Source organism: Deltaproteobacteria bacterium (genome assembly GCA_023382265.1).
Taxonomy (GTDB): domain Bacteria; phylum JAMCPX01; class JAMCPX01; order JAMCPX01; family JAMCPX01; genus JAMCPX01.
The window spans coordinates 34574-50453 of sequence record JAMCPX010000056.1; the positions used below are offsets into that span (position 1 = coordinate 34574).

A 15880-nucleotide genomic window follows, 5' to 3' on the forward strand; every position below is an offset into this window, starting at 1 on the left:
TCTTTCATTTTGATGCTGCATATACCTTTTTTATGAATGCCTCTGCGGATTGTTTTGTAGGCTCTATTGTACCTTCTAGTATCGCATCAACGACGGCCTTTTTTATCTCGCCTATCTTGGGGCCTGGCGGGATATTGAGCAGATTTTGTATCTCGCTGCCATCCAAGGGTGATTCAAGCCTGCCCACCTCATCAAGCTTTTGTTCGTGTATCCTTGATTCAAATTCATTAACGCCATTTAACATGTAATCTTGATCTGCGAGTGATGATGCGTCGGCCCTGTGGAGATCAAGTAGTTTATCGAGTATATCATAATTTGTTCTTATAAACTTCTTTATAGTTGAATCCTTCCAATCAGAAGTGTAATTGATCATGTGCCTTTTTATAAGAAGTCCTGCAGTAGCAGCAATTGAATATGGAATCTTCAACCTGCGTGCAAATGCCTCGAACAGCTCTGAACTTTTGTCCTGATGCCCGTAGTATGTTACCTTCTTTCCCTGCTCATGTTTTGATAGCGGTTTACCGACATCATGGAAGAGCGCAGCAAGTCTTGTTGAGATATTTGGTTTGGTTTTATCCATTACCTCAAGGCTATGGATGAATAGTTCGTCCTTATGGTAGTGGGATCTCTGATCAAAACCTACTGTAATTTTAATCTCAGGCATAAGTACATCAAGTATTCCAAGCTCATTCATAAGCTGTATACCTTTAGAAGGCTTTTGAGAATTCATGATCATAAAAAGCTCTTCCCTTATTCTTTCTGCAGCAACTCCATTGATGAGGCTAACATTTGATCTTATAGTATCCTGCAAGCTTTGTTCCATATTAAATTCGAGAATGCACGAGAATCTTATTGCTCTGAGGATTCTCAGTGGATCATCTTTTATCGTCTGTACCGCGTCTACGGGTGTTTGTAAAATTTTATTTTCGAGTGCCAAGAACGCTCTGCCAAGTAAATCTGAAATCTCGTATGAAAATCTGTTTATCCTTTTCATTATAAGCGTGTTTATTGTAAAGTCCCTGAGCAAAAGATCGTCAATGATATTTTTTGCCCTGATTGGAACAAACTCCATCTGAATGTTATAATCGTTATGTATGCCTGTTCTAAAATTACCGAACTTTTCAAAAGAAACCGGATAAAAAAATCCTGCCGATCTATGAAGCTCCATCGGCACTTCTATTGCATCGCCTTTTACAACTATAAAATCGATGTCTTTCGGAGACTTATTTAATAGCAGTTCTCTTGGTGCACCGCCGACTATCAACAGCTCCACATTATGCTTTTTTGCTATCTCATCGGCAAATTCAATGTACCTGTCAATGTAAGCGTTTTCGAATCGCACTATTTTTTTTAACACGGTATCCATATTATGATCTCGAACAATTATAAATATCAGAATTAAAACTGTTTACAAGCAATAGAGTTGATCTGCTAAAATAAGTAGGCTATGAAATATCAATAAAACGGGGCATAGCTCAGTCTGGTTAGAGCGCTTGGTTCGGGACCAAGAGGCCGACGGTTCGAATCCGCCTGCCCCGACCATTTAGGACTAAGCCACTGAAACTTACAGTGTTAAAAAACAGACTTTACTGTTGTATTCCCTTGGTTAAATCGGATTCAAAGCCATCTTTTGTTGTTAACTTATTTGATATATAATCAAAATAGTTCTATAATGTGAAATATTAAAAGGAGTAAGTATGAATAAAAAATTTGTGTATATAGTTGTTCTCTTGGTAACTTTTGATATTATCGCATGCGCACCCTCAATTCCGAAAACAGTTTTATCTAATGTAGATAAGGTAATTACATTTAAAATGCTTATAACAGATCCCGCATTGTACAAGAATAAAATAGTTATACTCGGAGGTGAGATTGTCAGCTCCAAAAATGAGACTAACAATACCACTTCATTGGAGGTTATAGATTTTCCTTTGAAAAGTGATTATAAGCCTCAAATAGGAGATCATAGTGATGGAAGATTTATAGCAGTTAACAATGGTTATCTTGAAACAGAGATATATAAACCTGGCAGGCTTGTTACAATCGTAGGCTCCGTAACCGGTGCAAAGGAAGGTAAGATTGGTGATATGAAGTACAATTTCCCTGTTATAAATATAACATATGTAAAGCTATGGCACATACATCATAAAGAATATTTATATCAATATCCTTATCCAATGTTTTATAACGGCCCTAATTTTTATCCACCATGGTGGTATTATCCTTATGGAATAACATTCCCGTATTAAGGTTTACATAAATGGTGAGTGCATTATTCTTTGCTGTTGTGGTTATTTCATCTAATGGTCATAAATATATCCAGCCAAAAACTTTATACGGAGAGGCAGTCCAGAATTATTATATCCTGCATTCAAACCCTCAGAAGCAACAATACAGGGACAATTGGTTAAATGTAATAAGTGCCTTTAAACATTTATATAAACGGTATCCAAAAAGTAGCTACGCACCTAAGGCGCTTTTTAACATAGGAAATCTTTATAATAATCTTTATAACCGTTCATTTCTTGAAGAAGACCTTGATAAATCCATATCTGCTTTTAAAGAATTGATAAAAAACTACAAAAAAAGCCCTCTTGCCGATGATGCGTTATTAAAGATTGCAGAAATCTACAGGACAAAGAAGGGTAATCAGAGGATCGCATTAACATTTTATAAATCGATTCTAAAAAAATATCCCAGAAGTGATTCAGCCCCGATAGCAAAGTTGTGGATAGTAAAACTTGGAGGGAATATCCCTGAGCAAAAAACCCCTGCAAAATTGTTACCCGCTATAATCACAGGTATAAAGTTCTGGTCAACAAATGATTATACAAGGGTTGTGATAGATTTAAGTAAGGATGTTGCTTATACAGGGCATTTGCTTGAACAAACAGAGAATGGAAAGATAGGTAAAAGAGTATATGTAGATCTAAGCGGTGCCAGTATAACCGGGGACACAGCACCAATTATAGTAAAAGACGGGCTTGTAGAAAGGATAAGGGAGGGACAATTTAAGCCTTCTACTGCAAGAGTGGTTCTGGATCTCGGGAATATAACCGATTATTCTATTTTTAATCTTGAGGACCCTTTCAGAATTATCATAGATGTAAAAGGGAGAAGAAATGATAAAGCAATGACTTTAAAGACTTCTAATCCAACGGTTACAAGTATACTTACACAAAGTTCAACTGTTTCCACAGAAAAGCGGCAAACCGGTACTACATTGACAATTGGAAATATCATAAAAAAATATGAGGACTTGCGGGACGAAAACAACGTAGGGCATGTGGCTATACATCATGAACAACAGGTAAAGTCTGTGGCATATTCGTCGATAAAGACAATCGTAATAGATCCGGGACATGGCGGGAAGGATCCCGGTGCTATCGGGCCAGACGGCGTAGAGGAAAAAAACATCACCCTCGCTATCGGGAGAATCCTTGCCGATAGACTAAGAAAAATCGGTTTTCATGTAATAATGACACGGGACACGAATGTATTTATTCCACTCGAGGAGAGGACCGCAATTGCGGATATGCGTAACGCAGATCTTTTCATATCAATCCATGCAAATGCAAGTATAGATAGACGGACAAAAGGTATAACAACATACTACCTGAGTCCTGCCAGTGATAGAAATTCTTTGATCGTTGCAGCAAGAGAAAATGCAACATCAGCAAAAAAGTTGAGTGATCTGCAGTTAATCCTTGAGGATCTTATGAAGACCGCAAAGATAAACGATTCAAATATGTTCGCACAGGACGTACAAAAGAGTATGGTATCTGAACTCAGGCTGAATAAATATAAGACACCCAATCTTGGCGTGCGTGGCGCTCCATTCTATGTTTTAATGCATACAAGTATGCCAAGCATACTTATAGAAACCTCATTCGTTACAAACCCTGCGGAAGAAAGATTACTTACAGAAAAACGGTATCAGGATACAATTGTTGACGGCGTTGTAAAAGGCATTCTTAAGTATGGATCAAAAATCAAAATGGCGTATCAGTAATACGATCCTCGATCGGACAGGTATGCCTGACCCAAAATACATAATTTGGGTTAATAATTAAATAAGTTTAGAACAGACCCTCCGTATAGTTTACAATATTGTTATAATATTACATTTTTGCAATATTATTTGACACCATCCAAATAGAAAATTGCACACTAAACCTCTCCAATAGCCTATTTGAGGATACTGGCATACGTTGTGCTTTTACCTCTTGCAGGAGAAAAAATATGAAACCAATTAAGTTTGTAAATTTTATTGTGTTCGTTGCAATGCTGGGAACAGCGACAAGCAGTTTTGCCTGGGAAACTACGGAATACTGGACCCCGTGTATTATCGATGTTCACACGTATGCGGTCCCTGAAGTGATGATAGGGAATTTTTTCACTATTAATAAAAAGATAGCAAATGGCGGGGGCGCTTTTCCTACGGATATAGGTCTTGAGATCGGCGTCCTTCCGTTTAACAAGGTGCAGATGGAGGTGGGTATAGACGCTATGGAGCCATCCGATGCTCCCTACATGTTCAATACAAAGATAGGAACACCGGAAGACGCCATGTTCAAGGGGGCCCCAGGACTGGCTGTGGGAATATTCGATATGGGTACTAACCCGTTTACGACAGCATACGACATTGTAGACGCGATCATAGGTAAAACCATTCCTTACATAGGCAGGCTGCATGCCGGTTATTATTACGGCAATCATGCGGTGCTTGTGAACGGTAAAGGTCAGCCGGAAAACCAGGGATGGATGGTCGCTTATGACAGGACCATTCTGACCTTAAACAAGGACTGGCTGAGTTCGATCGTCCTGGCTGCGGATTACGCTTCGGGTAAAAACTATGTAGGTGGAGGAGGCTTCGGGCTTTATTTTAACTGGACTCAAAATATAAGTTTGCTCACAGGTCCTGTATGGTTCAACGATTCCGTCATCAACGGGGCGTGGAAATGGACCACGCAGGTCTATATAAACTTTTAAAGGAGGTAGTTATGAGTGAACAAAAAACAAACACAGCAACGGAAAAGCCAGTTAGGAAGGATGTTTCTAATGGGGTAAAATCGACGCTTGGTCTGACAGGCGTAACGGTAAATGCAATGGCACTGATAGCACCTGGCGCGTTCCTATGGATAACCTATCAAATGCAGGCCGCCGCAACATCGCCCAGCGGAGCTTCGGTAGCTTCCGATATATGGCCGGGTATCATTTTTGCATTGATCCTTGCATTCCTCACAGCACTGTCGTATGCAGAGCTTGCTAAGATTTATCCGGAGTCTGGGTTTGGCAGCTCCTATTACTTTGCTGAAAAGGCCTTTCTGGACCAGGAAAACGAGGCCCATCATAAATGGGCGCGTATTGCCAAACTGCTGACAGGATGGGCTGCGCACCTGTTCTACTGGGTGTACCCGGGTGTCATGGTTGCAATGATGGCCATCCTGATCGGCTACATATACACACAGTTTACCGGGCATACGCTGAACAACACGAAGCTTACGGTCATAGCTGTAGCTTTTGCCGCAGCGACCGGATATATAGCATACCGGGGTGTTACAGGGTCGACCCTGACAGCACTTGTCATCAACATCATCCAGTTGATCTCGTTGATCGGCTTCAGCGTTGCGGCTATTATTTACAGGCTGCACAACCCACAGCATGCAACAATATGGGCATTCACCAGTGCATGGGACGTGGTGAAGATACACTCTTTGCAGGGCGTGCTGATACAGTCCACACTGGCAATACTCATACTGGTTGGGTTTGAAAGCTCCACTGCATTTGCAGCAGAGGCAAAGAATCCAAAACGCGACATTCCAAAGGCCGTCATAATATCTCTCGTGATCCAGGGATTGTTTGCCTATCTCTTCGAATACTTCTCGGCAAACTATATGGTCAGTGAGAAGCTGGTCAATACAGCTGTCAACGGGGCTGTTGCCACCACGGTGACTGGGCTTGCCGCTGCAGGTGCATCCAGTGCACCGATGGGTGACATGGCGATACTCATAGGCAACAGCCTGCTCGGCGGTATAGGGTTCGGATTGATGATCTCTATAGCTGTTACCGTAGCTATTGCGATACTCGGAACAACCCTGAGTGCGATGAACACCGCTGTACGGGTCAGTTATGCAATGGCACAGGACAAGGAGATGCCGGCACTGCTGAATTCCCTGCATGGCCGTTTTGCAACACCGCACCGGGCGATATGGGTGCTTGTAGTCGTGTCCTCGCTCATAGCTGCCGTTGGTGTACGTTCTGTCGTCGGTTTAACCGGGATCACCCTTGCTTCTAACTTAGGGACCTTTGTTCTATACGGTTTGACATGCGTATGGACGATCGTGGCCTTTTCGCAGCGCAAAGGACACAGTGTTATAAAACACATGATCATTCCCGCACTCGGTCTTATGGCTAATTTGGCCATGTTAGGGGCAATTCTTTATCTATACATCATAGGCAGCAGCGATGCCAAAAGTGAGGCGTATATCTGTTTCGGGATAGCCGGTATGTGGGCAGCCGGGAGTGCACTGTACGTAGCAGTAAACAGTAAATGTGAGGGGCGTCCAATTATAGGAATTCAGTATAAGCAGTTATGAATTCTATCAAACCGCAAATAAACTTTTTTCAACTGACGGATAAAGGTCCGGTGCGTGAAAACAACGAGGACGCAGTAGCCTCCTATCAGTACGAAGACGGCGTTTTGATGATTGTGGCAGACGGGCTGGGTGCTCACAACGCAGGTGAGGTTGCTAGCACCATTGCCATAGAAGTAATGGAAAGGGAGATGTCCCTTGCGGCCGGCCCGGTGTTATCAATGAAAAATCTCAGGCATGCCATCCAGCAGGCAAACCTTGATGTCTATCAGAAGGCAATAACAGTCCCTGAATTATACCACATGGGGACAGCGGTGATAGCGAGTGCGATAACTGGCAGCACGCTATTCACCGCTCATATCGGCGATTGCAGGCTCTACATGCTGCGCAACGGCGTATTTACTCAGCTTACCAAGGATCACACGTGGGTCGGGGAAAGGGTACAGTACGGTATCCTCACACCCGAAGAAGCCCGGACACACCCTAACCGACACATGCTCACACGCTATCTTGGTTATGAGCTGCTTGCATCAATAGATTTCTTAAAGATAGATGTCCGGGCCGGGGATATACTTTTGCAGTGCAGCGACGGCGCGTATGAGGCGCTGCTTGATCCGGAGCTGGCTGAAATTGTACGATCAAATAAACCTGAACAATCCTGCACGTCCATAGTCCGTAGATCCCGTGATGCCGGGGCAGAGGACAATATCAGCGTACAAGTAGTATCGGTTGTCACGCCGGGAACCGCTATAGAGCAGCCGTCATGGTGGAGATTCTGGTGGCGGTGAACCTGCTCTCACGGTGTCATACGTTTGACAAGCGGTGTACTTTCAGTTAGTTAAAAGCCTCACATATGAGTGAACTTACCCCCGGACAAATGCTTGATCAATACGAGCTGCTTGACAGTATTGCCAATAGCGGGATGGCGGCAATATTCCGTGCACGCGATACAGAAGACGGTAAAATAGTCGCGGTGAAGGTGCCGCACCTCCAGTATGCAAGCGATATTGTATTCCATCAGAGGTTTCTGAGAGAGGAGCATATAGGCTTAAGTCTTGACCATCCTGGCATTATAAAGGTTTTTCGCACAAAAGAAAAAAGCAGGCTTTACCTTGTCATGGAATATTCAGAGGGTGAACTTCTGAGCAAGCTGATCCAGATGGAACACCGCCTGCCGGTCCCAACTGCTGTTGATTTTGCGGTTCAGCTTTCCGATATACTCATCTATCTCCACGACCGCAATGTGGTACACAGGGACCTGAAACCCGACAATATCATGATCATGCCGGGCGGAAGATTAAAATTGATAGACTTCGGAATTGCACTCGATACGGCCCTGCGCAAGATCACATGGACAGGACTGTCCCAGCCTGTAGGTACCCCCGATTATATGGCACCGGAGCAAATAAAAGGACAGCGCGGAAGTGCACGTACAGATATTTACAGCCTTGGCATCATTCTGTACGAAATGCTTACAGGCAAAACACCATTTCACGGCCAGAATATCTATACGGCGATGCAGGCAAAGATGATTGAAAATCCCATTCCACCGGGTAAACTCCGCGATAGCATATCTCCTCAACTCGAAGAGATCGTGCTGCACGCAATTGAGCGGGACCCCCGTGAACGGTTTAATAGTGCACAGGAATTCCGTGATTCACTCATTCATCAGGATAGAGTGATAGTAACGGATCGTGCCATAAATCAGCATCCAAAATCAAGGATAGCCTTCTGGCTGTGGAAACTGCGGGCTCTTACTCTAGGCATATTATCTTCCGAAAAATAAATAAACTCAAAAGATTAAAAAAATAAAGGTGCGGCAAAATCAAACAATTAAAAATCATGCCTCTATTATATCAGTTCTTTAAGGTTTTCCTGTATTTTGTTTATGTTTTTAGAGATGCCGAAGTTTTTCATTGCTTTTTCTCTTGCTTCTTTACCTATGACTTCCCTTGAAAGAGGATCATTAATAAGTCTGATTATCGTATTTGCCAATGCATCTCTATCTCCTGATCTGTAAAGTATGCCATCAACATCATTCTCTATCAACTCAGTGGGACCCCCTTTATCTGGAGCAACAACAACTTTTCCTGCTGCCATACCTTCCATTACGACCTGACCCAGTGCTTCCGATATAAGCGTTGTAAGAACAACAATATCACTATTCATGATAAAAGCATCAACATCATTTCGGAATCCGGTAAAAAGTATATGATCCGTTATTCCGTATTGGTTTGCAAGCTCGTCCAGATGTTTTTTGAATGGCACATTACCGGGGAAGATATCTCCGATAATCAGGAACATGCTATTTTTGTATTTATCCAATATGAGTTTTGCAGCTTCTATGAATAATTCCTGTCCCTTAATGCGACTTATTCTTCCGATATCGGATACAATAAGGTATCCTGCCTTCCTCAATTCAATTAGCTCTTCCGGGACAGCTACATTTGATGATCGAAATCTGTTAAGATCAATGCCATCATATATGACATCCAATTTCTTTATACATTTCTTACTAACTTGTTCGCCAACGGTATTGCCTATAGCTATTATTTTTTTTGATACGAAACACATAAACGATCTATGAAAAGAAACGAGAGTCGGATAATCGTCGTAAAACTCTCTCAGATGGTAAACATGAGGGACACCGCATAATAATGAGGCAAGCGGAGCACCAATTATCACACTTGTATTTGAGTATACAAGATTTATATGTTCATTTTTAACGATCCGTATAATTTTAATTATAGAAGCAGGTAAGCTGAAAATGTATTTTATAAATTTTATGCCATGAAATATGCCCTTTCTCATAACCCATGGATCAATGAAATAAGTTTTAATGCCGAGCTCTTTCAACTTGTCCGATAGAATACCCTCGTAGGGTAGAATTACTACAGGAGAAAACTGCTTTTTATCAATTCCTTTTATCAGTTCATAAAGGCATCTGTCAGATCCATACATTTCTGAAGAAGAGTGCACAAAAAGAATTTTAATGCGATTGAACTGCTGCATCTTTTATTAATACTGCAATTCCACTGCCCTGATTTTAAACTTTATATCTTTAATGTGAGGTGTCCCTTTTATTGAATTTATTTTTTTTATCATTTCAACTTTTTTAAATGTAAGTTCTTGAAAAATAACGTTGTTATTCACGGCAACAATCAGAATATCATCACTGTTTATTAGAATTGGAGTCGCGACATTTGAGTTGTCCTTATCTACAATATCGGCCCAGTGTTCATAGATCTTCATGCCCTGTCTCTGCTTGTCAAATTTGGTATTGTCCAACTCAATTATAATATCTTTCAGATCTTCCATGTCTCTATGCAAGTTCCTTCTTAAGCGATTTTATCATATTCCCTGCCTTTTCTCTTATTATCTCAGGTAGCTTTGAGTCGTTTGCTATGAGCATTAAATCAGGCATGAGTATGTGAGGTAAAATAGCAATCGTAAGCTCAATAGGCGTATATGGATTCATTGCGATAGAACACTCGATTCTGTACCTGCTTATCCATTTGGAACTATTGTATACCGTTTTTAATATATTTGCTGAGTTGGGTTTTTTTGATACAATTTTGAGTACATCACTTTCCAGTATTTTTGGGTTAGAAAGTAAGCCGCGAATAACCAGCGGATTAGAATCATACAATAGCCTTTCAATAATATCGTGGTTAAGTGATTTTGATAACGATTTTCTCTCACCCAGTGTAAGACCTTCGGTGCGGTAATCCTGAAGCGGCTCATCAATCTCCCGGTTTTTTATGTCTGTTATATTCTCAAGTAATGTCAGTATAACCTCTCTATATCCCTTTTCTCTGGCAATTGTTAACATCCGGTAAAAACCTTTTTCTCCTACCGCATTTTTAATTAAAGATTTATTGGTAAAGATGTTAACGACACGTAGAAACCTCTCCTCTTTCCTATCTGCCATTGTAATAACATACATAATGAGTCCTGCTAATTTATCAACCGGTATCTCTTTTATAAGATCAGCAAAAGCTCCCTCCCTTATTTCCATATCTTTATAAACGAGCAACCTGTTAATCATATTTATCGCCTTTTTTTGGTTGTCCTCGTCCTTCATATACCACTACTACTGTGTTCCCGGATGTGCGCTCTCAGGAATAATTGTATAGGAACTCAAGTTGTTCGGGACATCAAAGAAAACCACTGCAAAAGGAATAGAAGTTTCGGGAGGAACATTAAAATTCTTCAAAGATTGTCCCATTTCATTGTTAAGTTTTTTATTTATCTGATCGCTCGTTAATGTTCTCAGTTCTTCATCCGTAAATACATTTGCTGCATAAAAGGATTTAGAAGAAACAAGGTTGTTATTGTTATCGAGAATACTTGCCTTCAGCTTAATAAAACTCAATGACTTATTTTTTGTATTAGTGACATCACCCTCTATCACAAATAATTGCTGCCCTCTTACGTTTTTCATGAAGTATCCTTTCGAACTCGCAACACTAACGCCAACATTTATCGGTTTTTTGTTAGCAATTTGTTCTGATAGCAGGAGATATACTTTATTAGCTTCCTCCGTAATTTCATGTTTGTACATATACCCGGAATAACCTATGACCGACATTAATATCAGTACTGAAAATATGAGTATAATTTTTTTGAGCACCAATGCCGTATTTTTTGCCGCATCTTCTTCTCTCCCGTGTTTAATGGTTTCTCGTATCATATGTTCCACTATAGGAGTTGGAAGATCCGAAACTTCTGGCGCAGATACGGGCTGATCCTGTGCATGATCTATAATCGGTTCTTCTTTTTTAATAGCATCATTAAAGTCTGATAGCTCGTCTTCCGGTTTAGGCTCAGAGTATTCATGTTCCGGTGATGCCTCTTTGTTTTCTATTAACGCTGACCAATCAAACTCTGTACCGGGATTCTGTACGGCGGATTTTTCCCCAGCAATATCGCCTATTGTCTCTTTTATGGCTTTATCAAGTTCATCATGGATATCGGATTGCAAATAACCTGCGTCTTGTTTAGACTGGGCAAGATTTTCCACATCTTCCTTCTTTGGCTTTTTTACTATAAAGGTATTCCCGCATTTAGTGCATCTTACCTTTACGCCATCTTCTGTAATAGCAGTATCATCGAGCTTGTACTTTGTATTACATTTATCACATATAACGATCATATATACTCTTCTCTTTTCCGCAGAATATTAACAATTAATTTTAAAAGTGGCAAGTAGTAAATAAAATCCGCGCGCCTCCGGTTTTTAATAAATAAAGGCTGATTCATTTAACCTGAAGATTATAAGGTGAGCAAGACTAAAAAAGCCCTGCCTCCGGCCGGGTTTTGATATATTATTCTATGTGGATATATGCCTGCCACAGTAGTAGCAAATCGGAAAGCGCGTTCGCTCAAGCCACAGTGCTCCATTTTATTCCACGGGCTTGTCGAATCAAGCACCATCATCCGCATAGGCAATGGCAAAAACACGGTGTACAAATTGGCAAATGTGCGAATGCGAATGGGGCGTCCTGACATCATATTGAGATATGTGGAGAACTGAGGAGCGCTGAATCGCATCAGACTATAAGCAGCGTAGGTATCCCAGTTGAAAGAAATAATGTTGTCTTGAGGCTGGAGACAACTGAATAGCTGGTTAAGATATTCACATGATGTCCTGCTCGACCATCCGGATGCCGAGAAGGTTATTATTTGTATAGATGCGGAATGTGAAAAAGAAATTAATGAAAAAGTGAAGAAGGTAGAGCAAAGTCTCTCTAATAAAATCGATAAACCTATATTCTATGTAATTGTTGTAAACGCTGTAGAGGGGTGGTTACTTGCAGATACAGAGACTATAAAAAATAGCTTGGAACATAATGCCAATGTCAATATTTCGCCTTCTGCTACCCTCGATTGTAAACCGAAAGAACTCTTAAAAAAATTTTTCACAAAACTAACAAAGATTTTATTCATATGCGTGATAATCCAAAGATTGCAGAAAGACTGGACATTGATGAAGCAGCAAGAAACAACCCAAGCTTGGCTTACTTTGTGGAAAAACTTATGATCCTTAAGATTTCAATCTATATTAGAGATGGGTAGACCTATAGAGGGAAAACTAAAATGTCATCTTCTCAATAAAATGGCATAAAACAGCATTTTCTGTACGTAAAGTTCTCGCTCATTGCACAAACTTCCTTGTTTTTTAAACGCATTTCCTGGGTTCATCATTAGAATTGTCAAATAGAAGAGTTTTTGTGTTGTTATTTTAAAATTCAGTGTTTTAAAGATATTTTTGTGAATCAAAGAATGGGACATGTGATCACATGCCCCATTTGATTCTCATTCACTCCAGTATTGATATTATGCGAACTTACTGAGGTTTTTCAAGCCGTTCCAATTCTTTATTGGTGATGTGTTCTAATGTTTTAATCTGTTCGGGTGTGTAACCGAGTGATTTAAAGTCCATTTCCCCATGTGTAGAATGACATTTATCACACGATAGCCCGATCTTCTTTACTGCGTGATTTACCGATATGTAGGATGTGCCCGGGACCTGCATCGCCATCCATTCCCCGCTCCAGGTGAAGCCCATTGCTTCGAACGGTTTCATACCTGCATCCAATGCCGCTTTTACATTACCCGTCTTGTTATAAACCTCTCTGTTCGGAGCAAGCAGTGCCGGGAAGTTTGCCATCTGGGGGTTATCTTTCAGGAAGCCCATGCCGGGCTCCTGCCACATCTTGAGTTTTTTGTCGAACAGCAGCACCTGTGTCAATCCACGCACAGGATATATCTTTGCACCGGGTGATTTTATACTCGATATCTCAAATGCCATCCAGCTCTGTACATCCTGATGATACTTGGTATTGGGGACCCTCCAGATGTAAACAGGATGGCCCATTGTTATCTTTACCGTGGGAACATAGATGCCCGGTATTGAAGGGATTTTATCGTATTTTGAAAGTTCGCTGTATTTCCCGTTTATGGTATCCTTTACAGGTTTGCCCCAGTTTTCATAGGATATGCCGGATACAACGGGTATATGGCATGTCTGACACGCAATCTTTTCTATATGTGCGTTAAGAATTTTTCCTATCTTACCTTGATGCGGCATATATCCGTGACAGTTTGAGCATGTAACTTTTACGTCTGGCAGATCATTAGCAGCCATGTCGGACTCAAATTGGCCCTTTGGAATTTTATGATGTTCTGTAACATGGCATGTTATGCATTTAAGCCCTGCCTTTGCGTGAACATCAGTCTTAGGTGTATATGGAGTACCTCTTTTATAATCATAAGAAAATGCATGCTCATGACATCTTAAACATGCTTCGTTTGTTGGAACCTTTGTTATACTTAGAGCTGCTTTAAGCGATTTATCTTCTCCCCAGTGAGTACCTGTTGAATCTGTAACAAGCGTCATTCTATCCTTCATATTATAATCCCGGGCATGACAAACCAGACAATCCACCGTGTTTGCCTGATCCTGTGTTGGGGGTTGACCGGGCGGGAGTGGAGGCATTGGCAATGCCCCTATATGGCATACGCCGCATCCTGCAGCCTGAACAGTAAAATGCCCGTTTGTAGAAGCAGTCCAGTTGGAAATGGTAAGAGAACCTGCGAGTGCGCATTCTCTGTTTAACATGCCCCACCACGAGCCGTCGGGTAATCCCTGGACATTCCTGATGGGTGTAGCCATATGCCAGTGCACTGTCTGTGTAATCTCATTTAATGCCTCAGGATGACACATAGCACACGTCTGTGCACCCTGATAACCGTTCTCTTTTATCATCTCGGCTCCGGGATGGACCCATGGTTTCAGTAAACCGTTTTGCTTTGCTAATGCAGTTCCACTAAGCCACAGCAGAGCAAAAGCCGCTAAATAAAACTTAAAATTTGATTTCATGCACTTATCCTCCTATATTATTTTATATAGATTCAATCTATCCTTTTTATAAAGCGTGTCAATTGTTCAGCGTAGAATTGTTTTTTTAATTTTATTTCTGTAACAACTTTTATTCTCATTTTTATTGCTACTTAAAATTGAGTGTGTTTGTATACATAATATGTTAAGGAGGTAATATGGAGAAGATATTTTATAACATAAACATATTTATAATATTGTTTGTTTTGTTTATCCCTGTAACTGCAATAGCTTCATCAAACAATATAGGGCTTTCTTCGGATACTTATGTTGGAGGATATAACCTTGACGTGAATAGCACAACGCAACATTATATGCCTTTTTATGAATCCCTTGATCTTAATTATCCTCTGAATAATTCAGAAATATCTTTCCATGCATCTGGCTGGCTCAGGTATGACGCAATTGATCAGCTTTATTCGGATAGAACTTATTCAGATCTCAGTTATGGGTATTTGAATTATCAGCCCAGGACAGTACCTATTAGATTCAGGCTCGGCAGATTGAACAGCTGGTTTGGAGCTGCGGATGATCATTATGACGGGTTTGAAATGCTTTTGCATACAAAACAGGGTATAGGATTTGGAGCTTTTATAGGGAATGAAATTAATGAGTTATCCGAGTATGAGACAGGAAATATTACAACAGGAGGGAGGGTATCGATAGATAGATATATATTTGGATTAGGTGCATCGGCTTTTTATACAAAACAAGGTATGGAGATAAGACAGGCAAGGTGGGGCCTGGATGGATGGCTAAGGCCTACAAGCATGTTGTATTTATTTGGACGGTATTATTATGATATAGTGGACAAAGAATTATACGATGGTTTAATAAAGGCATCTTTGACTCCAACAAGCAGGTTATTCTTAAATGCACAGTATGCGTATTTTAACCCCGTATCTTTAATAGATAAAACAAGCATCTTCTGGGTATTTTCCACAGAGTTTTACAGAACGATAGAGGGGGACATCGGGTATAGATTGATGGATAACCTTTCAATTGATATTGATGCAACAAAATATATGTACAGTTCGTACGGCAACTCATACAGCTATGGAGGAAAGTTGACATACGATCGATCCCCGTATGCTGCAGGTATTGAATTGCACAAGGCGGATGCAAACCCAACAGATTATTTAACAACAAGGCTTTATGTATTAAGGAACTTCATGATGGGATTTTATGCAAACATAGACATGATTTATGCATCTTATCTTGGAGAACTCAACGGTTATAATCATAGTATTACAGGACAGGTTGCTGTCGGGAAAAATATTCTCGATGATTTAAAAGTTACGATATCAGCCGATTACTTGGACGGACCTTATGTAAGACATGGCGGGTTTGGTATGTTAAGTATTAAATACGATCTATAGGG

General features: G+C 40.7%; 13 protein-coding genes and 1 tRNA gene. 8 read left to right on the forward strand and 6 right to left on the reverse strand.

All coding sequences use genetic code 11. The annotated features are described in order from the left end of the window. Window positions 1-4 precede the first annotated feature (4 nt). A complete protein-coding gene (locus M1381_10175; GenBank protein MCL4479448.1) occupies window positions 5-1366 on the reverse strand; it encodes an HD domain-containing protein in 1362 nt (453 codons plus the stop codon). A 98-nt stretch (window positions 1367-1464) separates the two neighbouring features. On the opposite strand from M1381_10175, the gene M1381_10180 reads away from it, so the two are divergent. From M1381_10180 to M1381_10210, 7 genes are all read left to right on the forward strand, one after another. Further along, window positions 1465-1542: transfer RNA gene (locus M1381_10180), tRNA-Pro, on the forward strand. Window positions 1543-1697: 155 nt separating this feature from the next. Then, a complete protein-coding gene (locus tag M1381_10185; GenBank protein ID MCL4479449.1) occupies window positions 1698-2249 on the forward strand; it encodes a Slp family lipoprotein in 552 nt (183 codons plus the stop codon). Between the two features lie 11 nt (window positions 2250-2260). Further along, entirely contained in the window at window positions 2261-4012 is a 1752-nt protein-coding gene (locus M1381_10190) for an N-acetylmuramoyl-L-alanine amidase (GenBank protein ID MCL4479450.1), read from the forward strand. Window positions 4013-4242: 230 nt separating this feature from the next. After that, window positions 4243-4992, forward strand: a complete 750-nt coding sequence (locus M1381_10195) for a hypothetical protein (protein ID MCL4479451.1) — start codon at window positions 4243-4245, stop codon at window positions 4990-4992. A gap of 11 nt (window positions 4993-5003) precedes the next feature. Continuing rightward, window positions 5004-6599 carry an APC family permease gene (locus M1381_10200; GenBank protein MCL4479452.1) on the forward strand — a complete coding sequence of 532 codons (1596 nt, stop codon included), beginning with the start codon at window positions 5004-5006 and terminating at the stop codon, window positions 6597-6599. After that, window positions 6596-7384 carry a protein phosphatase 2C domain-containing protein gene (locus M1381_10205; protein ID MCL4479453.1) on the forward strand — a complete coding sequence of 263 codons (789 nt, stop codon included), beginning with the start codon at window positions 6596-6598 and terminating at the stop codon, window positions 7382-7384. Before M1381_10200 ends, M1381_10205 begins: the two co-directional genes overlap by 4 nt. Window positions 7385-7449: 65 nt before the next feature. Next, window positions 7450-8382, forward strand: coding sequence for a serine/threonine protein kinase (locus M1381_10210; GenBank protein ID MCL4479454.1), 933 nt, complete (start codon window positions 7450-7452; stop codon window positions 8380-8382). A 65-nt stretch (window positions 8383-8447) separates the two neighbouring features. Here M1381_10210 and M1381_10215 read toward each other — a convergent pair whose 3' ends face one another. From M1381_10215 to M1381_10235, 5 genes are all read right to left on the reverse strand, one after another. Further along, a complete protein-coding gene (locus M1381_10215; GenBank protein MCL4479455.1) occupies window positions 8448-9557 on the reverse strand; it encodes a glycosyltransferase in 1110 nt (369 codons plus the stop codon). A 57-nt stretch (window positions 9558-9614) separates the two neighbouring features. Then, the gene (locus M1381_10220) at window positions 9615-9914 is read right to left on the reverse strand and encodes a DUF721 domain-containing protein (GenBank protein MCL4479456.1); all 300 of its coding nucleotides are present in this window, start codon (window positions 9912-9914) and stop codon (window positions 9615-9617) included. Window positions 9915-9918: 4 nt separating this feature from the next. After that, complete coding sequence (locus M1381_10225) at window positions 9919-10644, reverse strand: hypothetical protein (protein ID MCL4479457.1); 726 nt, start codon at window positions 10642-10644, stop codon at window positions 9919-9921. Between the two features lie 45 nt (window positions 10645-10689). Next, a complete protein-coding gene (locus tag M1381_10230) occupies window positions 10690-11751 on the reverse strand; it encodes a zinc-ribbon domain-containing protein (GenBank protein ID MCL4479458.1) in 1062 nt (353 codons plus the stop codon). A gap of 1194 nt (window positions 11752-12945) precedes the next feature. Beyond that, window positions 12946-14481, reverse strand: coding sequence for a hypothetical protein (locus M1381_10235; protein MCL4479459.1), 1536 nt, complete (start codon window positions 14479-14481; stop codon window positions 12946-12948). A 176-nt stretch (window positions 14482-14657) separates the two neighbouring features. On the opposite strand from M1381_10235, the gene M1381_10240 reads away from it, so the two are divergent. Then, complete coding sequence (locus M1381_10240; protein ID MCL4479460.1) at window positions 14658-15878, forward strand: hypothetical protein; 1221 nt, start codon at window positions 14658-14660, stop codon at window positions 15876-15878. The last annotated feature ends 2 nt before the right edge of the window (window positions 15879-15880 follow it).

Bases quoted from the DNA above. Each gene is read 5' to 3' on its own strand.
- M1381_10215 (MCL4479455.1), bottom strand. From the start codon at position 9,557: ATGTATGGATCTGACAGATGCCTTTATGAACTGATAAAAGGAATTGAT.
- M1381_10220 (MCL4479456.1), bottom strand. From the start codon at position 9,914: ATGGAAGATCTGAAAGATATTATAATTGAGTTGGACAATACCAAATTT.
- M1381_10200 (MCL4479452.1), top strand. From the start codon at position 5,004: ATGAGTGAACAAAAAACAAACACAGCAACGGAAAAGCCAGTTAGGAAG.
- M1381_10175 (MCL4479448.1), bottom strand. From the start codon at position 1,366: ATGGATACCGTGTTAAAAAAAATAGTGCGATTCGAAAACGCTTACATT.
- M1381_10205 (MCL4479453.1), top strand. From the start codon at position 6,596: ATGAATTCTATCAAACCGCAAATAAACTTTTTTCAACTGACGGATAAA.
- M1381_10210 (MCL4479454.1), top strand. From the start codon at position 7,450: ATGAGTGAACTTACCCCCGGACAAATGCTTGATCAATACGAGCTGCTT.
- M1381_10235 (MCL4479459.1), bottom strand. From the start codon at position 14,481: ATGAAATCAAATTTTAAGTTTTATTTAGCGGCTTTTGCTCTGCTGTGG.
- M1381_10225 (MCL4479457.1), bottom strand. From the start codon at position 10,644: ATGATTAACAGGTTGCTCGTTTATAAAGATATGGAAATAAGGGAGGGA.
- M1381_10230 (MCL4479458.1), bottom strand. From the start codon at position 11,751: ATGATCGTTATATGTGATAAATGTAATACAAAGTACAAGCTCGATGAT.
- M1381_10195 (MCL4479451.1), top strand. From the start codon at position 4,243: ATGAAACCAATTAAGTTTGTAAATTTTATTGTGTTCGTTGCAATGCTG.
- M1381_10190 (MCL4479450.1), top strand. From the start codon at position 2,261: ATGGTGAGTGCATTATTCTTTGCTGTTGTGGTTATTTCATCTAATGGT.
- M1381_10240 (MCL4479460.1), top strand. From the start codon at position 14,658: ATGGAGAAGATATTTTATAACATAAACATATTTATAATATTGTTTGTT.
- M1381_10185 (MCL4479449.1), top strand. From the start codon at position 1,698: ATGAATAAAAAATTTGTGTATATAGTTGTTCTCTTGGTAACTTTTGAT.